The sequence below is a fragment of the Ramlibacter sp. genome, from assembly GCF_029866045.1.
Lineage (GTDB): Bacteria > Pseudomonadota > Gammaproteobacteria > Burkholderiales > Burkholderiaceae_C > Ramlibacter.
This window is the reverse complement of record NZ_JARXAB010000148.1, coordinates 1-19,407: the sequence shown is the minus strand read 5'-3', so window position 1 is coordinate 19,407 and position 19,407 is coordinate 1. Positions and strand designations below refer to the sequence as shown.

At 66.3% G+C, this 19,407-nt stretch carries 22 protein-coding genes, 1 pseudogene and 2 riboswitches; of the genes and pseudogenes, 10 read left to right on the top strand and 13 right to left on the bottom strand.

Translation table 11 applies throughout. From position 1 onward, the window contains the following. Positions 1–375 (top strand): DsbA family protein (locus QE494_RS15220; protein WP_300044507.1); only part of this gene is annotated, 375 nt, incomplete at its 5' end. A 93-nt stretch (positions 376–468) separates the two neighbouring features. Then, positions 469–1,161 carry a hypothetical protein gene (locus tag QE494_RS15215; protein ID WP_300044505.1) on the top strand — a complete coding sequence of 231 codons (693 nt, stop codon included), beginning with the start codon at positions 469–471 and terminating at the stop codon, positions 1,159–1,161. 25 nt (positions 1,162–1,186) lie between these two features. Here QE494_RS15215 and QE494_RS15210 read toward each other — a convergent pair whose 3' ends face one another. From QE494_RS15210 to QE494_RS15195, 4 genes are read right to left on the bottom strand one after another with little or no spacing between them, the layout of a single operon-like run. Beyond that, positions 1,187–1,927 (bottom strand): transporter substrate-binding domain-containing protein, encoded by a 741-nt coding sequence (locus QE494_RS15210; protein WP_300044502.1) that lies wholly within the window; start codon positions 1,925–1,927, stop codon positions 1,187–1,189. 40 nt (positions 1,928–1,967) lie between these two features. Beyond that, a complete protein-coding gene (locus tag QE494_RS15205; protein WP_300044500.1) occupies positions 1,968–2,267 on the bottom strand; it encodes an antibiotic biosynthesis monooxygenase in 300 nt (99 codons plus the stop codon). A gap of 32 nt (positions 2,268–2,299) precedes the next feature. Next, positions 2,300–2,689 carry a type II toxin-antitoxin system VapC family toxin gene (locus tag QE494_RS15200; RefSeq protein WP_300044497.1) on the bottom strand — a complete coding sequence of 130 codons (390 nt, stop codon included), beginning with the start codon at positions 2,687–2,689 and terminating at the stop codon, positions 2,300–2,302. An 11-nt stretch (positions 2,690–2,700) separates the two neighbouring features. Beyond that, complete coding sequence (locus QE494_RS15195) at positions 2,701–2,901, bottom strand: type II toxin-antitoxin system VapB family antitoxin (protein ID WP_300044494.1); 201 nt, start codon at positions 2,899–2,901, stop codon at positions 2,701–2,703. A gap of 11 nt (positions 2,902–2,912) precedes the next feature. On the opposite strand from QE494_RS15195, the gene QE494_RS15190 reads away from it, so the two are divergent. Together QE494_RS15190 and QE494_RS15185 are read left to right on the top strand one after the other, a co-directional pair. After that, positions 2,913–3,434, top strand: coding sequence for a type II toxin-antitoxin system RelE/ParE family toxin (locus QE494_RS15190; RefSeq protein ID WP_336619444.1), 522 nt, complete (start codon positions 2,913–2,915; stop codon positions 3,432–3,434). Beyond that, complete coding sequence (locus tag QE494_RS15185; RefSeq protein ID WP_300044492.1) at positions 3,424–3,747, top strand: DNA-binding transcriptional regulator; 324 nt, start codon at positions 3,424–3,426, stop codon at positions 3,745–3,747. The genes QE494_RS15190 and QE494_RS15185 overlap by 11 nt, the downstream gene beginning before the upstream one ends. Before the next feature lie 48 nt (positions 3,748–3,795). Here the strand turns inward: QE494_RS15185 and gcvP are convergent, their stop codons facing one another. The 4 genes from gcvP to QE494_RS15165 all read right to left on the bottom strand — a co-directional run bounded on the left by gcvP (position 3,796) and on the right by QE494_RS15165 (position 10,611). Beyond that, on the bottom strand, positions 3,796–6,726 hold the full coding sequence (gcvP, locus tag QE494_RS15180; protein WP_300044489.1) for an aminomethyl-transferring glycine dehydrogenase: 2,931 nt from the start codon (positions 6,724–6,726) through the stop codon (positions 3,796–3,798). Positions 6,727–6,814: 88 nt separating this feature from the next. Further along, the gene (gcvH, locus tag QE494_RS15175; protein ID WP_300044486.1) at positions 6,815–7,189 is read right to left on the bottom strand and encodes a glycine cleavage system protein GcvH; all 375 of its coding nucleotides are present in this window, start codon (positions 7,187–7,189) and stop codon (positions 6,815–6,817) included. A gap of 102 nt (positions 7,190–7,291) precedes the next feature. Further along, complete coding sequence (gene gcvT / locus QE494_RS15170; protein WP_300044483.1) at positions 7,292–8,431, bottom strand: glycine cleavage system aminomethyltransferase GcvT; 1,140 nt, start codon at positions 8,429–8,431, stop codon at positions 7,292–7,294. 57 nt (positions 8,432–8,488) lie between these two features. Next, positions 8,489–8,615: riboswitch (glycine riboswitch) on the bottom strand. 12 nt (positions 8,616–8,627) lie between these two features. Beyond that, a riboswitch (glycine riboswitch) is annotated at positions 8,628–8,752 on the bottom strand. A 167-nt stretch (positions 8,753–8,919) separates the two neighbouring features. Next, positions 8,920–10,611: an electron transfer flavoprotein-ubiquinone oxidoreductase gene (locus QE494_RS15165; RefSeq protein WP_300044481.1), complete on the bottom strand. Its 1,692-nt coding sequence runs from the start codon at positions 10,609–10,611 to the stop codon at positions 8,920–8,922. Positions 10,612–10,750: 139 nt separating this feature from the next. On the opposite strand from QE494_RS15165, the gene QE494_RS15160 reads away from it, so the two are divergent. Genes QE494_RS15160 through QE494_RS15150 form a run of 3 tightly spaced genes read left to right on the top strand, consistent with a single transcriptional unit; the run spans position 10,751 to position 12,923 of the window. Next, on the top strand, positions 10,751–11,533 hold the full coding sequence (locus tag QE494_RS15160) for an SDR family oxidoreductase (protein ID WP_300044478.1): 783 nt from the start codon (positions 10,751–10,753) through the stop codon (positions 11,531–11,533). Continuing rightward, complete coding sequence (locus tag QE494_RS15155; protein WP_300044476.1) at positions 11,533–12,507, top strand: DMT family transporter; 975 nt, start codon at positions 11,533–11,535, stop codon at positions 12,505–12,507. The genes QE494_RS15160 and QE494_RS15155 overlap by 1 nt, the downstream gene beginning before the upstream one ends. Beyond that, positions 12,504–12,923: a thioesterase family protein gene (locus QE494_RS15150; protein ID WP_300044474.1), complete on the top strand. Its 420-nt coding sequence runs from the start codon at positions 12,504–12,506 to the stop codon at positions 12,921–12,923. Before QE494_RS15155 ends, QE494_RS15150 begins: the two co-directional genes overlap by 4 nt. 13 nt (positions 12,924–12,936) lie before the next feature. Here the strand turns inward: QE494_RS15150 and QE494_RS15145 are convergent, their stop codons facing one another. After that, on the bottom strand, positions 12,937–13,512 hold the full coding sequence (locus tag QE494_RS15145; protein ID WP_300044473.1) for a peroxidase-related enzyme: 576 nt from the start codon (positions 13,510–13,512) through the stop codon (positions 12,937–12,939). 91 nt (positions 13,513–13,603) lie between these two features. Beyond that, the gene (locus QE494_RS15140) at positions 13,604–14,149 is read right to left on the bottom strand and encodes a LuxR C-terminal-related transcriptional regulator (RefSeq protein WP_300044471.1); all 546 of its coding nucleotides are present in this window, start codon (positions 14,147–14,149) and stop codon (positions 13,604–13,606) included. 180 nt (positions 14,150–14,329) lie between these two features. On the opposite strand from QE494_RS15140, the gene QE494_RS15135 reads away from it, so the two are divergent. Both QE494_RS15135 and QE494_RS15130 read left to right on the top strand, forming a co-directional pair. Further along, positions 14,330–15,031 carry a CoA transferase subunit A gene (locus QE494_RS15135; RefSeq protein ID WP_300044469.1) on the top strand — a complete coding sequence of 234 codons (702 nt, stop codon included), beginning with the start codon at positions 14,330–14,332 and terminating at the stop codon, positions 15,029–15,031. Between the two features lie 11 nt (positions 15,032–15,042). Then, positions 15,043–15,684, top strand: a complete 642-nt coding sequence (locus QE494_RS15130) for a CoA transferase subunit B (protein WP_300044467.1) — start codon at positions 15,043–15,045, stop codon at positions 15,682–15,684. 78 nt (positions 15,685–15,762) lie between these two features. Here the strand turns inward: QE494_RS15130 and QE494_RS15125 are convergent, their stop codons facing one another. From QE494_RS15125 to QE494_RS15115, 3 genes are all read right to left on the bottom strand, one after another. Next, positions 15,763–16,392, bottom strand: a complete 630-nt coding sequence (locus QE494_RS15125) for a thioredoxin domain-containing protein (RefSeq protein WP_300044465.1) — start codon at positions 16,390–16,392, stop codon at positions 15,763–15,765. 143 nt (positions 16,393–16,535) lie between these two features. Continuing rightward, positions 16,536–18,086, bottom strand: coding sequence for a TRAP transporter large permease subunit (locus QE494_RS15120; protein WP_300044509.1), 1,551 nt, complete (start codon positions 18,084–18,086; stop codon positions 16,536–16,538). Between the two features lie 2 nt (positions 18,087–18,088). Continuing rightward, on the bottom strand, positions 18,089–18,628 hold the full coding sequence (locus QE494_RS15115; RefSeq protein ID WP_300044463.1) for a TRAP transporter small permease subunit: 540 nt from the start codon (positions 18,626–18,628) through the stop codon (positions 18,089–18,091). Positions 18,629–18,831: 203 nt separating this feature from the next. On the opposite strand from QE494_RS15115, the pseudogene QE494_RS15110 reads away from it, so the two are divergent. Beyond that, positions 18,832–19,407 (top strand): annotated as a pseudogene (locus QE494_RS15110) (hypothetical protein); the annotation flags it as partial.

Below are 19,407 nucleotides of genomic sequence, written 5' to 3'. Positions count from 1 at the left end.
AACACCTTTGATGCCCACCGCCTGCTGCATTGGGCGGGCACGCTGGGCGGCAGCGCGCAACGCGACCTCAAACAGGCCCTGCTTTCGAGCTACCACGAGCAGGGCCAGGCAGTGGGCCAGCACGAGGTCATGCTGGCAGCGGTGGCTGCGGCCGGCCTCGATGCCGAGGTGGCCCGGTCCATTTTGTCCAGCGATGAATTCGCCGCAGAGGTGCGCGACCGCGAAGCGTTCTACCGGCAAGCCGGCATCACGGCCGTGCCCTCGGTCATCGTCAATGACCAGTACCTGATTCAGGGCGGCCAGCCAGCCGAAGCCTTTGAGCAGGCATTGCGGCAGATTGCACAGCAGTCAGCTGGCACCACGGCGACGGCCTGACAGCGGTCTGATTCGGTAGGCGCAGGCGCTTCCCGTGGGGCGCGGGTTCGCGCACCATCGTGCGCTTCATTCCCCTCGCTTATGGAGCGCCCCATGCACATCTCCGCCCGCCTCATGCCCGTCCTGGGCCTTTACTTCACCTCGGCCGCGCCTGCGCCGGTGCTCGGTCAGCCGGCGCTCCCCGAGGCGGATCCGCGCGTTCCGGTCTCTGACATCGTGCCCCAGCGGTTACAGGCGCAGTCACAGGTGCCGTCGCAGCCGCATTCACAGCCGCATTCACAAGCCCTATTGGCGGGCCACACCGACACCATAGATCAAGCCCGATCGGCAGAGGGTACGGCGTCTGATTGGATCGAAGCATCGATCCCGGCCGCCCCTGCATGGCAGGCGGAGACGATTTTCGACGTGGCCTCACGGCGACGGATCGAGGCCGAAGCCCAGGCCCACCCGCTGGACGTCGCGCTCGACCCGGACGCTGGGGGTGCAGCACCTCCGTCCACAGCTCCGTCGCCTTCCTTGCCGCCTGCATCGGCGATCCTGCCGGAGCGGTACCTCGACCTCGCACAAAGGCTGCAGGAAGACCGCATACGTGTATGGCGGGAACAGGTAAAGGAAATGGAGGACGAGCTATCGGATCTCATCGTATCCACCAAGAGGGCGTTCACATGGGCGACTCAGATCGATCTGGCAAGGAAGATGGCGGCTTACCGCTCGGAGGTTGTCCTCCACCCAGAGGGCACGCGGCTGGAGGAGCTTCACCGGAGGATGATCGAGCGCATGGAATGACACCTGCGCCCGCCGCGGGTAAGCCCTAGCGCTCTGAAGCTGGCGCCACCGAGGCGCCTTCGATGCCGTGACGCGCCAACGCCTCGGCAACAAAGCCCGAGGCCTTCATCTCCTCGACATACGCCGCCAGCGCTGCGGCGGCCTCGGCGCCACGGCCCTTGGGGCAGCCCATGGCCTGCTGGATCACCATGAAGCGTCCCGGCAGTAGCCGCAGGCCCCCTAAGCGGGCGGCATCAGCTTCGAGTTGTTGTTTCACCCCAGCGGCCACGTCGGCGCCAGTGGCAATGAAGTGGTCAACCACCGCTGGCGAGGAGCGCGCGCGCTCCAGCGTCGCCGCCTTGATTTCACGCGAGAGAAAGAGGTCGTAGGCGCTGCCCTGGCCCACCACCACGCGGGTACCGGCCTGGTCGACCTCATCGTTGCGGGTGAGGGGGGAGGCGTCCCGCACCAGGTAGCAGCCCTCGATCAGCACATAGGGCGCGGTGAAATGAATGCCCGCGCCGCGCAGCGGGTCGACCGCGAAAAAGCCAATGTCGGCTTCCTCCTTCGTCACCAAGTCGACCGACTTGGCGGCGGTGTCCACGGGCTTTAATTCCAACTCGACGCCCAGGCGCTGTGCGAAGCCGCGCGCGAGGTCGACCGACACGCCGTACACCTCGCCCGTGTCGGCCCGCTTGCCAGCCAGGATGGGGTTGCCCAGGTTGATGCCCGCCCGCAGCGGCCCGGCGGGGGTGAAGGCGGCGGCGATGGCGGAGGGGATGTTCATCGGCGGGGCCTTCTCACGTCAATCGGTCGGGGCGGTGAACTCAGGAGGCGGCGGCTATGTCGAAGTGCTCGACGTGAGGCGGCTCCATGAAGAAGGGCCCGATCATCGCGCGCCACTCGGTGAAGGCCGGCGACTGCCGAAAGCCCACGGTGTGGGCCTCGAGTGTTGCCCACTCGACGGTGAGCACGACGCGCCCGGGTGCCTCTTGGCAGGCGAGGATGCGGTGGCCCCGGTAACCCTCGGACTTGGCGAGGTAGGCGGTGGCGGCTCCGGTGATGGCCTGGAGGAAAGCGGCGCGCTGCTCGGGGCGGACCTTGAAGTCTGCGATTTCAACAATCATCGTATCGGTCTCGGTTGGCAAATTGCCGACGATCATAGAACGCCGGTGGCGGGTCGGAAGGCAACGCCCAGGCGCTCAGCCAGTGCCTGCAGGGGGCGGTCATGCGTCCACAGGCTTGCGCCTGGGGTCAGCAGGGCCGAGGCCAGAAGGCTGATGTCCACCGCGCCGCAGCCTTTGTCGAAAAGACGCTTCCGTTCAACAAGTGCCATAGTTTCCTCGGGCGTGGCGATGGCTGTCTGGCCCAATTGCCCGAGGAATGACAAGGTGAGGCTGCGGGGCGCCGGCGGAGTTCCGCAGGCTACTTCCAGCAGCACCAGGGGATGCACGAGGACCTCGTCTGTCATCAGCAGATTGACCAGCACAGGGTCTGTTCGCCTGAAATGCCGGACCCAGACCGAGGTGTCGACCAAGACGCCCGCCATGCCTAGCCCCTTCAGGACTTACCGGGACGGCGGCGCGCGATGGGCTTCATGCCCGGTGCTGCCCCCCCGAGTGCGGCCAAGCGCTGGGCCGCCTGCACTCGCACGAAAACCTGCATGGCCTCGCGAAAGACCTGGGACTTGTCCATGCCAGGGTCGGCAATATCCAGTGCCTTTTGGTAGAGGTCATCTTCGATGGTGACGGTGGTTCGCATGGCGGACTCCGATGCTTGAAAAGATGCAATCTAGCATCAACTATGGCATCAGGCTAGTTCCCGCCGAGCGGGGCTTCTCACTCAACCGCAGTTCGGCCCATCAAGGGCTTACTCCCGTCATCTTGTTGTATGCCACTAAGTGGTATATATTTTGGATGGACCGCGTCTTCAAAACTCGTTACTTCGCCCGGTGGATGCGCAAGACGCTACTCACTGATGAGGCTTTGTGCCGAGCCGTTCAGGAGATGGTGAAGGGCCTGCTGGATGCCGATCTGGGCGGTGATGTGGTCAAGAAGCGTGTGGCACTTCCTGGTCGCGGCAAAAGTGGTGGGGCGCGCACACTGGTGGCAACCCGGCGCACGGGTCGATGGTTCTTTGTTTTTGGATTCGAGAAGAACCAAAAGGCGAATGTGTCGGACGCTGAGTTGGAAGGCTTGCGAGTATTGGCGTCGGAGTTGCTTGCGCTTTCGTCCGCCCAGTTGGGGCTTGCCGTGGAAGACGGTGCATTACAGGAGATTTGCCATGGCAGCTAAACCCAAGGCCAAGAGCCCGATTCTTGAGGCAGTTCACTTGACCGCCCAAGACCTACAGCGTCTCGGCTTCATCGACAAGCGCAAACAGCGCAAGCTGGAGGTGCTTTGCCTGGAACCGATTGCACCCTACGACGGCCCGCAGATTCGCGCTTTGCGCGATCGTGCCAATTTGAGTCAGGCGGTACTGGCCTCGGTTCTCAACACCAGTGCGTCCACGGTCCGCAAGTGGGAGATCGGCGAGAAGCACCCCAGCGGACCTTCGCTCAAGCTACTCAATCTCTTGGACCGCAAGGGACTGGAGGCGATTCTCTGAGTCTTTTGGCTCGCGCCTTCGTTACGACGCAGCGCCAGGCCGCGTGCGTCAGGGGTTTGCGGCGTAGTCACCCACCGGCACGCAGCTGCAAAACAGGTTGCGGTCGCCCCAGACGTTGTCCACACGGCCCACTGGCGGCCAGTACTTGGCGTGGCGGCCTTCGCCTAGGACGGCGGCGCCCACCTCGCGCGGGTAGGCATGTGTCCACTCGCCCCGCAGTAGGCTGGCCGCGGTGTGCGGTGCGTGCTTGAGGGGGTTGTCGTCTTGCGGCCACTCGCCGCGTTCGATTTGGCGGATCTCCTCGCGGATGGCAATCATCGCGCCGATGAAGCGGTCAATCTCGCCCAGCGTCTCGCTCTCGGTCGGCTCGACCATCAAGGTGCCGGCGACCGGAAAGCTGAGTGTGGGCGCGTGAAAGCCATAGTCCATCAGGCGCTTGGCCACGTCCTCTGCGCTCACGCCGCTGGTGTCTTTGAACGGCCGCAGGTCCAGGATGCACTCATGCGCCACATGGCCGTTCTCGCTGGCGTAGAGCGTGGGGTAGTGGCCGGCTAGGCGCCGGCTGATGTAGTTGGCCGAGAGAATGGCCGCTTCGGTGGCCTGTTGCAGGCCGTCCGCGCCCATCATGCGGCAGTACATCCAGCTGATCGGCAGCACCGCTGCGTTGCCCAAAGGCGCTGCGGACACCGGGCCCACCGGTCGCTCGCCCAGGCTGCCCGCCGCGCCGGTGGCATGGCCGGGCAAGAAAGGCACCAGGTCCTCGACCACGCACACTGGGCCCACGCCCGGTCCACCGCCGCCGTGCGGAATGCAGAAGGTCTTGTGCAAATTGAGGTGGCTCACGTCGCCGCCAAACTCGCCCCGCGCCGCCACACCCACCAGCGCGTTCATGTTGGCGCCGTCCACGTAGACACGTCCGCCATGCTGGTGGACCAGCGCGCACAGGTCCTTCACGCTGGTTTCAAACACGCCGTGGGTGCTGGGGTAGGTGATCATCACCGCGGCCAGGCGATCGCTGTGCGCTTCGCACTTGGCGTGCAGGTCGGCCATGTCCACATTGCCCATCGCGTCGCAGGCGGTGACCACCACCTGCATGCCCACCATCTGCGCGCTGGCCGGGTTGGTGCCGTGGGCGGAGGAAGGAATCAGACAGACGTCGCGCTGCATGTCGCCGCGGCTCTCATGCCAGGCTTTGATGGCCAGTAGGCCCGCGTACTCGCCCTGCGAGCCGGCGTTGGGCTGCAGGCTGATGCCGGCGTAACCAGTGGCCTGGCACAGCCACTCGCGCAGCTGCGCGTCAAGCACGGCGTAGCCGGCCAGCTGGTCGGCCGGGGCAAAGGGGTGGGGCTGGGCGAACTCGGGCCAGGTGATAGGAATCATCTCGCTGGTCGCATTGAGTTTCATGGTGCAACTGCCCAGGGGGATCATGCTGCGATCGAGCGCGAGATCTTTGTCCGAAAGCGCGCGGATGTAGCGCAGCATGCCGGTCTCGCTATGGTGACTGTTGAACACCGGGTGCGTCATGAAATGGCTAGTGCGCCGCAGGCTGGCCGGGATCAGCGGCTCGATGCCTTTTTCAAAGGTGGCAAAGCTCGGGAGCGCCTGGTCGTCGCGGGCGAACACCGACCACAGCAGGGAGATGTCGTCGCGTGTGCAGGTCTCGTCCAGGGCGATGCACAGGTGCGAGGCGTCCAGCAGGCGCAGGTTGGCGCCACGCGCCACAGCGGCAGAGGCGATTCGGTCGGTGTCGGCGCCAGTTTGCACGCACAGGGTGTCGAAGGCAGCCGCAGGTGCGCTGCCAGGCCCGGTCACCCAGCCTAACTGCTGCAGGCCCTGGGCCAAGATGGCGGTGTAGGCCGCCACGCGCGAGGCAATGCGCTTTAAGCCCTCGGGGCCGTGATAGACCGCGTACATGCTGGCCACCACGGCAGGCAGCACCTGCGCGGTGCAGATGTTGGAGGTGGCCTTCTCCCGGCGAATGTGCTGCTCGCGGGTTTGCAGGGCCAGGCGGTAGGCAGGGTTGCCGTGGCTGTCCACGCTCACGCCCACCAGGCGCCCGGGCATAGAGCGCTTATGCGCGTCCAGGCAGGCCATGTAGGCGGCGTGCGGACCGCCCGCGCCCATGGGCATGCCAAAGCGCTGAGTGCTGCCCACCACGATGTCGGCGCCCCATTCCCCCGGCGGGGTGAGCAGGGTGAGTGCCAGCAGGTCGGCTGCCACGATGAAGGCGGCCTGCTGCGCGTGTGAGGCGGCGGTGCCCGCCTGCAATTCGGTCAGCTCGGGCAGACGCCCGTCGGTGGCGGGGTACTGGGCCAGCGCGCCGAAGTGCTCGCCGGCCAGTGCCTGCGTCCACTCGGCCTGGGAGGCGGTCACGAGCACCTCCAGCCCCAAGGGCTTGGCACGGGTCTTCACCACCGCAATGGTCTGCGGGTGGCAGTCACCGGCGACGATGAAGCGATTGCTTTTCGATCTGACGCTGCGCTTGGCCAGCGTCATCGCCTCGGCGGCGGCGGTGGCCTCGTCGAGCATGGAGGCGTTGGCGATCGGCATGCCGGTCAAATCGCAGACCATGGTCTGGAAGTTGACCAGTGCCTCCATGCGGCCCTGGGAAATCTCGGCCTGATAGGGCGTGTAGGCGGTGTACCAGGCGGGGTTTTCGAGAATGTTGCGCAGGATGACGCCCGGGGTGTGGGTGCCGTGGTAGCCCTGGCCGATGAAGCTGCGAAGCAGGCGGTTTTGCCCGGCGATGGCCTTGAGTTCGGCCAGCGCCTGTGCCTCACCCACCGCCGGCGGCAGCTGCATGGCCTGACGGCGCGCGATGCTGCGGGGCACGATGCTTTCGATCAGGGCGCGGCGCGAGGCCTCGCCGATCACGGAGAGCATGTGCCGCTCGTCGGCCTCCGAGATGCCGATATGGCGGGGAATGAACTCGCCGGGGTTCTCCAGGTCGCTCAAGGGGCGGGCGGATTGCATCAACATGAAAAAGGCTCCGTCAGGGCTGTCGATATCGGGTGTGCGCAGACCGGCGCAGGCGGCGGGCAGGGCAGGCGCAGGGCCCGCCCGTGTCTCAGGCGTTTTGGCTGAACGCGTCGTAGGCCGTCGCGTCCATCATGGCGTCGAGCTGGCTCGGGTCCGCCAGGCGCACCTTGAAGAACCAGCCGGTGCCCAGCGGGTCGGTGTTGGCCAGCGAGGGGTCGCCGCGCAGGGCTTCGTTGACCTCGACCACCTCGCCGGTGACCGGCATGTAGACGTCAGCGGCGGCCTTGACCGACTCGACCACGCCTGCCACTTCGCCTGCGTTGTAGCTGCGGCCCACTTCGGGTAGGTCGACGAAGACCACGTCGCCCAGCGCGTCCTGGGCGTGGACGGTGATGCCCACCACCGAGGGCGCATCGCCCTCGGTCTGGATCCACTCGTGGTCCTGGGTGTACTTGACGCTCATCGGGTTCTCCTGGTTGCGGTTTTGTTTGCTTGTTTTTGGGTTGGCGTTTGACGGATGCCGGTTGGGATTGTCGCCCTGCCGGGATCGCGGCTGTGGTCGGGCTCAGCCTCGGTAGTAGCGGTTGGGGACGAAGGGCAGGGCGCTGACTTCCATCGGAATGGCCTTGCCGCGCACCAGGGCGTTGACCCGCGTGCCCGGCGATGCCAGGGCGCTGTCCACATAGGCCAGGGCCACCGGCAGGTCGATGCTCGGGCCCAGCAGGCCACTGCTCACCTCGCCCACGCGCTGGCCAGCCGCGTTCTGCAGCTCGGTATGCTCCCGCACCGGGACCCGCTCCAGGGCCTTCAGACCCACGCGCTTGCGGGTGACGGGCACGCTGCCATCGAGCTGCCCGAGCACCTTGGCCGCACCGGGAAAGCCGCCGGCGCGTGCCCCACCGGTGCGGCGCACTTTCTGGATGGCCCAGGTCAGGGCTGCCTCGACCGGGGTGGTGATGGTGTCGATGTCATTGCCGTACAGGCACAGACCCGCTTCCAGACGCAGGGAGTTGCGCGCGCCCAGGCCGATGGGCGCCACCTCGGGCTGGGCCAGAAGGGCGCGGGCCAGGGCCTCGGCCCGGTTGCCGGGGACGGAGATCTCGAACCCGTCCTCGCCGGTGTAGCCGCTGCGGGTGATGAAAAGCGCCGCGCCCTCCCAGGTGAAAGACGCGCCGGTCATGAAGACCAGCTTGTCCACGCCGGGCAGCAGGCGGGCCAGGGCAGTTGCCGCCTGCGGGCCCTGCAGTGCCAGCAGCCCGTGATCGGGCAGGGGCAGGACCTGGCAGCGGGCGCCGATGCGGGCTTGGATGTGCGCGATGTCGCCCGCCTTGCAGGCGCCGTTGACGATGACGAAGAGGTCGCCCTCGCGCCGGGTGTACATCAGGTCGTCGATGATGCCGCCGTCTTCGGTGAGCAACAGGCCATAGCGCTGCTTGCCCACTGGCAGGTCGACCACATCGACCGGCATCAGCGATTCGAAGGCCGCGCCAGCGTCCGGGCCCACCAGCCGCAACTGGCCCATGTGCGAAACGTCAAAAAGGCCAGCGGCGGCGCGGGTGTGGCGGTGTTCGGCCATCAGGCCAGCGGGGTATTGCACCGGCATCTCGTAGCCGGCGAAGGGGACCATGCGCGCGCCGAGCTCGAGGTGCAGGGCATGCAGCGGCGTCTTCAGCAAGGCGGTAGCGGGAGCAGACGAAGAAGACAAGCGGATCTCCGGTGGCAGGGCATCTATCCAGGGCCCGTCCGATCGGATAGGCCTTGGCTGAGCCCCGCTGTCCGCTTTACCTGAGAGATTCACCCCGGTGGGGTTTGCTCCTTCGGTGGGCTTGCTGCGCCTCGCGCCGTGGGTCACGGGCTATGGCGGCAAGCCTCTCTCCAGCAGGGGAACGCCCCGTTGCCGGGACGCGTCGTCAGTCCTGGGTGCCTGAGCGTTCGGCCCTCCGGACTCCCGGTGGCCTGCGCCTTCGGCGGCGGTGGGCTGTTGTTCCCTTCCGGGATGCCGACCGCTCTCTCCTGACAACGCCTAAATTGTAGCCGGCCCGAACGCTCCGGTTAGGTCTCGACCGTGTACGACTGAGTGGCTCATGGGGAGGTCGGGCCAGAACCAGCCAGCGCGCACTAGACCCAGCCAGAGCGAGCCAGAACCAGCCAAGGGGTGGCCGACGAAAAAAAAGGCGCCTTGCGGCGCCTTTTTTACATATTGGCGTAGTTGGGTCCGCCGCCGCCCTCGGGCACCACCCAGACGATGTTCTGGCTCGGGTCCTTGATGTCGCAGGTCTTGCAGTGCACACAGTTCTGCGCGTTGATCTGAAGGCGCTCGCCGCCCCCGTCGGCTGGTACGTACTCGTACACGCCGGCGGGGCAGTAGCGCGACTCGGGGCCAGCAAACTTGGCCAGGTTCAGGTTCACCGGCACCGAGGCGTCTTTCAGCGTGAGGTGGGCTGGCTGGTCCTCGGCGTGGTTGGTGTTCGAGATGAACACCGACGAGAGCCGGTCGAAGGTGAGCTTGCCGTCGGGCTTGGGGTACTCGATGCGCGGGCAGTCGGCCGCGGGCTTGAGGTTCAGGTGGTCGGCCTTCTGGCGGTGAATCGTCCACGGGATATGCCCGCGCAAGAGGAACTGTTCGATGCCGGTCATCACCGTGGCCAGGGGCAGGCCCTTCTTGAACCACTGCTTGAAGTTGCGCGCCTTGTTCAACTCGGTGTGCAGCCAGGACTTCTCGAAAGCTTCCGGGTAGGCCGTGAGTTCGTCATGGCGGCGGTCAGCCACGATGGCGTCAAACGCCGCCTCGGCCGCCAGCATGCCGGTCTTGATAGCCGCATGGCTGCCCTTGATGCGCGACGCGTTCAGGTAACCGGCGTCGCAGCCGACCAGGGCGCCACCCGGGAATACCGTCTTGGGCAGCGACAGCAGGCCGCCCACCGTGAGCGCGCGGGCGCCATAGGCCACGCGCTTGGCCGGTTTGCCGCCCTCGGGCGTGTCGAAGTACCAGCGGATATTGGGGTGGGTCTTGAAGCGCTGGAACTCCTCGAAGGGGGAGAGCCAGGGGTTGGCATAGTCCAGACCGACGACATAGCCGACGGCGATCTGGTTGTTTTCCATGTGGTACAGGAAGGAACCGCCGTAGGTGTCGTTCTCGAGCGGCCAACCGGCGGTGTGTACCGCCAGGCCCGGTTGGTGGCGCGCCGGGTCGACTTCCCAGACCTCCTTGATGCCGATGGAGTAGCTTTGTGGGTCAGCGTCGGCATCCAGCTTGTACTTGGCGATCAACTGCTTGCCCAAGTGGCCGCGTGCGCCCTCGGCAAAGACGGTGTAGCGGGCGTGCAGCTCCATGCCCAGCTGGAAGTTGTCGGTGGGCTGCCCGTCCTTGCCAATGCCCATATTGGCCGTGGCCACGCCCTTGACCGAGCCGTCCTCGTTGTAAAGCACCTCGCCGGCCGGAAAGCCCGGAAAGATCTCCACGCCCAGTTCTTCGGCCTGCTGGGCGAGCCAGCGGGTCAGGTTGGCCAGGCTGATGATGTAGTTGCCTTCGTTATGAAAGTTCTTGGGCAACAGGAAGTTGGGGGTACGCACACCACCCGTTTCGGTGAGGAAAAGAAAGGCGTCGTCGGTGACCGGCTGGTTCAGGGGGGCGCCCTTTTCTCGCCAATCGGGAAAGAGCTCGGTCAGTGCGCGCGGGTCCATGATCGCGCCCGAAAGAATGTGGGCACCGGGCTCGGAGCCTTTCTCCAGCACCACCACAGAAACTTCCTTGCCCTTTTCGGCGGCCAGCTGCTTGAGGCGAATGGCGGTGGACAGGCCGGCTGGCCCCCCCCCGACGACGACGACGTCGTATTCCATGGCCTCCCGGGGGCCGAACTGCGCCAGGATTTCTTCGTTTGTCATGCGGTCTCTCGGATAATGCCAATCAGTGCAGTGGAGGTGGCTCACTCCACCGGAGTTCCTGTGCATTTTAGGGCGCTCGTGTTTTCGTCCTCGCTGCTGCCGTCTTTCCCCTGGCATGACTTTTTCAGGAGCCCAGCAAATGGCCTATTCGATTGACCTCTCCGGCCGTGTGGCTCTCGTCACCGGCGCCTCCAGCGGGCTGGGCGCGCAGGCAGCCCGTGTGCTGGCCCGCGCAGGTGCCGCTGTCGTCTTGTGCGCCCGCCGCGTCGAACGCCTCAAGGACCTGCGCGCGCAGATCGAGGGTGAGGGCGGCGACGCCCATGTCATTGCGATGGACGTGACAGACACGGTGAGCATCCGCGCCGCGGTCGCCCACGCCGAGACCGAGGTGGGATCGATCGACATCCTGGTCAATTGCTCGGGCGTGGGCCTCTCACGCCGGCTGCAGGAGGTGAGCGAGGAAGACTACGACCGCCTCATGAACACCAACCAGCGCGGCGCCTTCTTCGTCGCCCAGGAGGTGGCCAAGCGCATGCTGGCCCGGGCCAAGGGCGCGGCGCCAGGCACCTACACCGGCGGACGCATCATCAACATAGCCTCGGTGCTGGGCCTGCGGCCGTTGGCCCAGGTGGGGGTCTATGCCATGAGCAAGGCGGCCATCATTCACATGACCCGGGCCATGGCCCTGGAGTGGGGGCGCTTTGGCATCAACGTCAATGCCATCTGCCCTGGCTACATCGACACCGAAATCAACCACGACCACTGGCAAACCGAAGCTGGCCAGAAGTTGGTGCAGATGCTGCCGCGCAAGCGGGTCGGGCAGCCGCAGGACCTCGATGCGCTGGTGGTCCTGCTCGCCAGCGGCGAGGGGCATTTCGTCAACGGCGCCATCATCGCCGCCGACGACGGCTTCAGCGCCTGATGCTGCCGGGCGTCCTGGCGGGGCTGGCCGCCGGCGCGCTGTGGGGCCTGGTCTTTGTCGTGCCAGCCTGGCTACCTCACTGGCCACCGGTCGATCTGGCGGTGGGGCGCATGCTGGCCTACGCGGGCGTCTCCCTGGGGGCGATGCTGGTGGTGCCGCTGCTTCGTTCACGCACGAGCCCGCTTGCCAATCAGGTGGCCAGTGAGATTGCCAATGAGGAAGCCGACGCGGTAGCCCCAACCACAAGCCTCTGGCCAGACAGGCGCCAGGCCCTGGCCGCCTTCGTCCTGAGCGTGCTGGGCTTCTGGGGCTACTACGCGCTGCTGGTGCTGTCTCTGCGCGATGCAGGCCCCGAGGTGCCCACACTGATCATTGGCACCATTCCTTTGTGGGTCATGGTCCTGGGCAAGCCCGGTGACCTGCGCTGGCGGGCCCTGCTGCCCGGTCTGCTGCTCACCGCCGCCGGCCTGGCACTCATGACCGAATCCGTTCAGGCCGGGGGTGGTCTTGTTCAGGCGCCGGCATTTTGGCGCGGTGTGATGCTGGCTGGCGTGGCCATGGTGTTCTGGACCGCGTTTGCGCTGCTCAATTCCGCCTGGCTGCGGCGCAACCCGCAGGTGTCCGTCACCGCCTGGGCCAACTGGTTGGGCCTGGCCACCGGCGTGGGCACCCTGGGCCTGTGGGCGGTGGCCGGCAGCCCGCTGCGCGAAATTCTGGGCAGGCCAGACCTGGTCACCTACCTGGTGCTGTGCGGCGCCACCGGCTTTGGCGCTGCCTGGCTGGCCACCATTCTCTGGAACGAGGCCAGTCGGCGTCTCTCGGCCAGCCTGTGCGGGCAACTGATCGTGAGCGAGACCCTGTTCGCGCTGTTGTACGCTTTCGTGCTGGAGGGGCGCTGGCCCATGCCCGCCCAGTGGCTGGCGGCGGTCTTGTTCACTCTGGGCATCCTGGCATCTATCAAGGCGCAACGATGAAGATCGAGATTCCTGAGAAGAAGAACCTGGTCTACGAGATGGTGTTCAAAGTCCGCTGGGGCGACATGGACGTCATGGGCCACATGAACAACACGATGTACTTCCGCTACCTGGAAACGGCGCGCATGGATTGGTTCAAGTCCATCGGCGTCGAAGGCGATCCGAAGGTGCCGGGGCCCGTACTCGCCAACGCCTTCTGCAATTTCTACCGGCAACTGGCTTACCCCGACGAGGTGCTGCTGCGCCTGTACGCCTGTGACCCTGGCCGCAGTTCCTTCCACACCTGGGGCCTGATGACCCGTGTCGGAGAGCCCGACATTCTCTGCGCTGCTGGCGGCGGCACCATGGTCTGGGCCGATGTGAAGACCGGCAAGTCCGTCCCCTTGCCAGACTGGGTGCGGCAGCTGGCGCAGTGAGGGGCGGGGGCCCTCAGCGGGCCCGCGGTACCCGCCCGAGCATGTAGAACTCGGGGTTGGGCATCATGCTGGTCACATTGGCCATGCGGTTCGACAGACCAAAGAAGGCGGTGATGGCGGTGATGTCCCAGGCGTCCTCGTCGTCGAAGCCGTGGGCCTGCAGGGCCGCAAAGTCGGCGTCTTTCACCTCGTGCGAGCGCAGGCAGACCTTCATCGCGAAGTCGAGCATGGCCCTCTGGCGCGGGGAGATGTCGGCCTTGCGGTGGTTGACCGCCACCTGATCGGCCACCAGCGGCTTTTTCTCGTAGATGCGCAAGATGGCGCCGTGCGCCACCACGCAATACAGGCAGTGGTTGGCGGCACTGGTCGTGGTGACGATCATTTCCCGATCGCCCTTGGTGAGGTTCCCGCCCTCCTTGAGCATCAGCGCGTCGTGATACGCGAAGAAGGCGCGCCACTCGGCCGGCCGGCGCGCCAGGGCCAAGAACACGTTGGGGACGAAGCCGCTTTTTTCCTGCACCTCGAGAATGCGGGCACGGATGTCATCGGGCAGGTTGGCCAGGTCGGCCAGCGGGTAGCGGGTGCTCATGGGTGTCTCCCGGGGTTTCTGCCTTGAGGGTAACGCAGCCAGATCAGGGTGCCCTTCAGACCCATCCGCCCCCCCCATGTCACCCGGCTGCTCATGCCCCCGCCATCAGCTTGTGGACCAGGTCGGCCGTCGTGCTGGCCTGGTACTTGCGCATCAGCCGCGCCCGGTAGATCTCCACTGTGCGGTGGCTGATGGCCAGCGTTTTGCCGATTTCCTTGGAGGTGAGGCCCTCAAGCAGGCGCGCCGCCACTTCGCGCTCGCGCGGGGTGAGTTCGGCCTTGACCGGGCGGCGCGCGCTCAGGTCTTCGAACGACCAAATACCCGCCTCATGCGGTGACGCGCGGTTGATGGCACGGCCGCTCACATGGCACCAGAACAGATCGCCGTCGGCGCGCTTCATGATGCGGTCGTCGGCATAGCGGCCGCGTGTGTTCAGGATGGGCGCGATGCGTGCGCCCAGGCGCTCGTATTCGTCTGCGCTGGGGTAGAGCACTTGGAAGGATTCGCCGACCAAGGCCTCACGCGGTACGCCGAACATCTCGCACATCAGCGCGTTGCAGTCCACGATGCGCCGGTCGCGCGAGAGGCACAGTCCCACCGGGGCGAGCTCGAAGGCGAGGCGGTAGTCGATGTCCATGGTGCAGTTCCTGTGCCTGGTCCGGCGAGGGTGACCTGGCAGGCCCCCTGGTACTTCCCCCGGCTTTCCTCCCGGTATTCCTATTTAGGGAGTACTACGTATCTAGGTAGGTAGTATCGTACGCGCACGCCGCTCCGGTTTCGCGGAGCAGCCCCCTTTCCATCCCAGGAGATCCTTCCCGTGAACAAGGTCTACCCCTCTGCGGCCGCAGCGCTCGACGGTGTCGTGCACGACGGCCAGCTGATCGCTGTCGGCGGCTTCGGCCTGTGCGGCATTCCCGAGGCCCTCATCGACGCGCTGCGTGCCAGCGGCGTGAAGAACCTCACCGCCATTTCCAATAACGCCGGTGTCGATGGCTTCGGCCTGGGCAAGCTGCTCGAGACCCGCCAGATCAAAAAGATGATCTCCTCCTACGTGGGCGAGAACAAGGAGTTCGAGCGCCAGTACCTGGCGGGCGAGCTGGAGCTGGAGTTCACCCCGCAGGGCACGCTGGCCGAGAAGCTGCGCGCCGGCGGCGCCGGCATTCCGGCCTTCTTCACCAAGACCGGTGTCGGCACCCTGGTGGCCGAGGGCAAGGAGCTGCGCGAGTTCGACGGCGAAACCTATGTGATGGAGCGCGCCCTGGTCCCCGAAGTTTCCCTGATCAAGGCCGACGTAGCCGACCGCTCGGGCAACCTGCGCTTTAACCTCACCGCGCGCAACTTCAACCCGGCGGCGGCCACCGCCGGCAAGATCTGCATCGTGGAAGTCGAGCGCATCGTCGCCACCGGCGAGTTGGCGCCAGACGACATTCACCTGCCGGGCATCTATGTGCACCGCATCGTACACAACCCGACCCCCGAAAAGCGCATCGAAAAGCGCACCACCCGCGACCGCAAATAAGGAGAGCCCTCATGCCCTGGACCCAAGACCAGATGGCCGCGCGCGCGGCTTCGGAGCTGCAGGACGGCTTCTATGTGAACCTCGGTATCGGCATTCCGACGCTGGTGGCCAACCATGTGCCCGACCATGTCGAGGTCTGGCTGCAAAGCGAGAACGGCATGCTGGGTATTGGCCCCTTCCCCTATGAAGACGAGGTCGACGCCGATTTGATCAATGCCGGCAAGCAGACGGTGACCACCATGAAGGGCTCGGCCATTTTCAGCAGCGACCAGTCCTTTGCCATGATCCGCGGCGGAAAGATCAACCTGTCCATCCTCGGCGCCATGCAGGTCTCAGAGAAGGGCGACCTGGCAAATTGGATGATTCCCGGCAAGATGGTCAAGGGCATGGGTGGCGCCATGGACCTGGTGGCCGGCGTCAAGCGCGTCATCGTGCTGATGGAGCATGTGGCCCGGAAGAAAGATGGCGGCGAGGACCTCAAAATCCTACCCCAGTGCACCCTGCCGCTCACCGGTGTGGGCGTGGTCGACCGCATCATCACCGACCTGGCGGTGATGGACGTCACGCCCGAAGGGCTGAAGGTGATCGAGCTCGCGCCCGACGTGACGCTGGACCAGCTACAGGCCAAGACTGGCGTGAAGCTGCTCGCCTGAGCGAGCGGGTGTGGTGGTCGGTGCGCGCCCCGCGCCGACCGCCTGCCGCGGCGCATGCGTCGCGGCAACGCCGGCCGCTCAGTTGCCTGCCGGAACCTGCAGCCCCAGCGCATTGGCCAGCGCCGGTGTGGGCAGGGCGCCCTCTTTGACCACCAGCTCGCCCGTGGTGGCGTGCTTGCCGATGATGACCGGGACGCTGCCGAAGCCGTAGCGGTTCATGAGCGCGGTATTGGCCATGACCTGGGCCTTTTGCGCCTCAACGTCCCCCTTGGCCATGATGCCGCCCTGCTTGGCGGCCATGGAGGCCTCATGCTGGTCCATGGCCATCACCGGGTCGGCCGCCGCCAGCAGCGTGGCACCTTGGGTGGTGCTGGTCGGGTTGATCAGGCTGACCGGCATCCAGACGAAGCGGGCCTGTGACTTGAGCGGCTTGGCCGCCACCCACAGCGCGGCGCAATGCGGGCACTGCGGGTCGAAGAAGACGTAAACGGTGCGCGCGGCCATCGTCGAGCCGACGCTGAAGCCCTTGCCCTCGGCGGCCAGGGTCTCCACGCTCACCGCCTGGGCGGCGGCCTTGGGCGCGGTGACTGGCTCGGGCTTGGGGCTGTCCTTGCACCCCGCCAGGCCCAGTGCCAGGGCGGCGGCGACGGGCAACAGCAGGACGCGGGCAGGGCGCAAAGCGAGGGAGGTGAGGCGGGCCAGGGTCATGGTGGCGGTACTTGAAAGAAGGGAGCTTGCAACAGCCCCGAACCTTACCAGAGCGCCGCGGGCGCGGGGCTGGGTCGTGCCCGGCGCCGCTGTCCGCCCCGCGGTGTGCCCTGACCGCCCGCGCATACCCCCGATGCCCGCCTTCAGCGGCTGTTACCAGCGGGCAGTTGCGGCGCGGCAGCCGGATCGGGTACCGGGCGCATCAACTCCTCTAGCGCCCGGGCGTCGTCGGCGGAGGAGGGCCCGCTGGCGCCGGGTGAAGCCAGGCCGCCACCTTCCTCGGGCGGCATCTCGATGATGACCTTGTCCACATCGACCGCGACCTCCTTGTCCAGGAAGAACGTCACTGTTTCTGGCACGAAGATCACGATGCCCACCAGCAGCAGTTGCAGCACCAGCCAGGGAATCGCGCCCAGGTAGATATCGCGCGAGGCCACAGGCTTGGGCAAGGCCGCGTTCTTGTGCAGCGTGTCGGCGATGCCGCGCAGGTAGAACAAGGCAAAGCCAAAGGGCGGATGCATGAAGCTGGTCTGCATGTTCACGCACAGCAGCACGCCGAACCAGACCAGGTCGATGCCCAGCTTCTCGGCCACCGGCGCGAGCAGCGGCAAGATGATGAAGGCGATCTCGAAGAAGTCGAGGAAGAAGGCCAGGAAGAAGATGAAGGCGTTGACCAGCAGCAGGAAGCCGATGCGCCCGCCCGGCAGGTCAGACAGCAAATGCTCGATCCAGCGCGCGCCGTCCACCCCCTGGAACACCAGCGAGAACACCCGCGAGCCGATCAGGATGAACACCACCATGGCGGTCATGCGCATGGTGCCCACCATCGCCTGCTGGAACAGCGACCAGTCCAAGCGGCGGTGAAGCAGTGCCAGCACCAGCGCGCCCACCGCACCCATGGCGCCGGCCTCGGTAGGCGTCGCGATGGCGTGGTCGATCCCTGGCAGCCCGCCCATGCTTCCCAGCACGGTGAAGATGAGGACGGCCGAGGGGATGATGCCGCGCAGGCACTTGCGCCACAGCGCCCAGCCCTGCAGGGTTCGTGCGCTCGCGGGCACCCCGGGCAGGGCCTCCGGACGCAGCCGGGTGAGCACGAAGGTGTAGGCCGCGAACAGCAGCACCTGCAGGATGGAGGGGCCCCAGGCGCCCTTGTACATGTCGCCCACCGAGCGACCAAGCTGGTCGGCCATCACCACCAGCACCAGCGAGGGCGGCACCAGCTGGGTGATGGTGCCCGAGGCGGCGAGTACGCCAGTGGCGTAGCGTGTGTCATAGCCGTAGCGCATCATCACCGGCAGGGCGATCATGGCCATGGCGATCACTTGGCCGGCCACTGTGCCTGTGATGGCGCCCAGGATGAAGCCGACGATGATGACCGAGTAGCCCAGGCCACCCCGTACCGGGCCGAACAGCTGGCCCATGGCGTCGAGCATGTCCTCGGCCAGCCCGCATTTCTCGAGGATGGCCCCCATAAGTGTGAAGAAGGGAATCGCCAGCAGCAGCTCGTTGGACAGGATGCCAAACACATTGAGCGGCAGGTTGGCCATGAAGTGGACCGGAAACCAGCCCTGGCTGATGGCGTAAGCGCCGCTGATCAAGCCCAGGGCCGCCAAGGAGAAGGCCACCGGAAAGCCGATCAGCATGATGCCGATGAGCCCGGCGAACATGACCGGGGGAAAGAGGTTCAGGGGGATGCTCATTGCAGCGGCCTTTCGTACTGGAAGGCCATCTCATGCACGCCTTGCAGCCAGCCAATGCGTTTGATGATTTCCGCCAGGCCCTGCAGCAGCACCAGACCGAACCCCAGCGGCAGCATCAGCATGGCTGGCCAGCGGATCAAGCCACCGGCGTTGCTGGACATCTCGCCCGATTGGTACATGCTCAGGAAGAGCGGGGCCGCGTACCACAGAAGCACGCCCATGGCGGGCAGGAGGAAGAAGATCAGCCCCAGCAGGTCCACCCAGACCTTGCCGCGGGCCGAGAGCTTGCCGTAGAGGATGTCTACACGCACATGCTCGTTGAGCCGCAGCACCTGGGACGCGCCCAGCATCACGCAGGCGGCGAACAGGTACCACTGGATTTCGAGCCAGGCGTTGGAGGAGATGTCGAACCCGTAGCGGATGACGGCGTTGCCAGCGCTGATGGCGCAGGCCAGGATGGCGGCCCACTGGGCCAGGTTACCGAAGCGGTCGGTGAGCCAGTCGACCCCTCGGGCGAAAGCGAGCAATGCAGGCACGGTGTGGGAACTCCTGTGGTCGTAGGGGAGGGAGGTGGCGAGCGAAAGGCGCGATTGCAGCGCGTGTTGGGCGCCGGCGGAAGGTTTTGCGCGGACGCCGACAGCCACACTTCAGCCCTGGGGGCTGCTTGTAGAGCTGGCCAAGCCCGAAAGGCTGGGTTAAAGTACTGTATGAATAAACAGTCTTTGTTGGCGCTTGTGTCATGAACACCGTTCACGCCGTGGCCGTCTCCCAGGGGGCGGTGTCCTCCTACCCGTCTTCTTCCATCTTGGCGTCCGCCCTGCCACCTGAGGGCGCGCAACCTGCCTCGCGTCGCTCGCCGCAGGATCTGCCCGCCGGTGTCTGGCACGCTGCGGGCCTGCCTCTGGCCGAGGAGGTCACGCTGTCCACCGGAGAGCCCGCGCTCGATGCGGTGCTGCCCGGTGGCGGCTGGCCCGTGGGCGCGCTCACCGAGCTGCTGCAGCCGCAGCCGCATGCCCATCTGTGGCGACTGCTGGCGCCGGGGTTGGTGCTGGCTCTGGCCCGGCAGCCCGGGCCGGTGGTGCTGGTGTCTCCGCCGCGTGCGCCCTTCGTGCCCGCGCTGGCTGCGCAGGGTCTGCCGGCCGACCGCTGGCTTCGGGTCGACACCACCACCGCCGCCACGCGCCTGTGGGCCACCGAGCAGGCCCTGCGCTGCGCCGAGGTGGCGGCAGTGCTGGCCTGGTTGCCGCAGACCGAGGCGGCCGACCTGCGCCGGCTGCAACTGGCCGCGCAGCGCCACCGGCAGCTCTTGTTCGTG

Excerpts from the sequence above, each read along its gene's own strand:
- QE494_RS15140 (WP_300044471.1), bottom strand. The coding sequence starts at position 14,149 with ATGGACATCGACTACCGCCTCGCCTTCGAGCTCGCCCCGGTGGGACTG.
- gcvP (WP_300044489.1), bottom strand. The coding sequence starts at position 6,726 with ATGTTGATGCAATCCGCCCGCCCCTTGAGCGACCTGGAGAACCCCGGC.
- QE494_RS15150 (WP_300044474.1), top strand. The coding sequence starts at position 12,504 with ATGAAGATCGAGATTCCTGAGAAGAAGAACCTGGTCTACGAGATGGTG.
- QE494_RS15130 (WP_300044467.1), top strand. The coding sequence starts at position 15,043 with ATGCCCTGGACCCAAGACCAGATGGCCGCGCGCGCGGCTTCGGAGCTG.
- QE494_RS15190 (WP_336619444.1), top strand. The coding sequence starts at position 2,913 with ATGCTTGAAAAGATGCAATCTAGCATCAACTATGGCATCAGGCTAGTT.
- QE494_RS15125 (WP_300044465.1), bottom strand. The coding sequence starts at position 16,392 with ATGACCCTGGCCCGCCTCACCTCCCTCGCTTTGCGCCCTGCCCGCGTC.
- QE494_RS15165 (WP_300044481.1), bottom strand. The coding sequence starts at position 10,611 with ATGACAAACGAAGAAATCCTGGCGCAGTTCGGCCCCCGGGAGGCCATG.
- gcvH (WP_300044486.1), bottom strand. The coding sequence starts at position 7,189 with ATGAGCGTCAAGTACACCCAGGACCACGAGTGGATCCAGACCGAGGGC.
- QE494_RS15160 (WP_300044478.1), top strand. The coding sequence starts at position 10,751 with ATGGCCTATTCGATTGACCTCTCCGGCCGTGTGGCTCTCGTCACCGGC.
- QE494_RS15215 (WP_300044505.1), top strand. The coding sequence starts at position 469 with ATGCACATCTCCGCCCGCCTCATGCCCGTCCTGGGCCTTTACTTCACC.
- QE494_RS15185 (WP_300044492.1), top strand. The coding sequence starts at position 3,424 with ATGGCAGCTAAACCCAAGGCCAAGAGCCCGATTCTTGAGGCAGTTCAC.
- QE494_RS15205 (WP_300044500.1), bottom strand. The coding sequence starts at position 2,267 with ATGATTGTTGAAATCGCAGACTTCAAGGTCCGCCCCGAGCAGCGCGCC.
- QE494_RS15195 (WP_300044494.1), bottom strand. The coding sequence starts at position 2,901 with ATGCGAACCACCGTCACCATCGAAGATGACCTCTACCAAAAGGCACTG.
- QE494_RS15210 (WP_300044502.1), bottom strand. The coding sequence starts at position 1,927 with ATGAACATCCCCTCCGCCATCGCCGCCGCCTTCACCCCCGCCGGGCCG.
- QE494_RS15145 (WP_300044473.1), bottom strand. The coding sequence starts at position 13,512 with ATGAGCACCCGCTACCCGCTGGCCGACCTGGCCAACCTGCCCGATGAC.
- QE494_RS15200 (WP_300044497.1), bottom strand. The coding sequence starts at position 2,689 with ATGGCGGGCGTCTTGGTCGACACCTCGGTCTGGGTCCGGCATTTCAGG.
- QE494_RS15155 (WP_300044476.1), top strand. The coding sequence starts at position 11,533 with ATGCTGCCGGGCGTCCTGGCGGGGCTGGCCGCCGGCGCGCTGTGGGGC.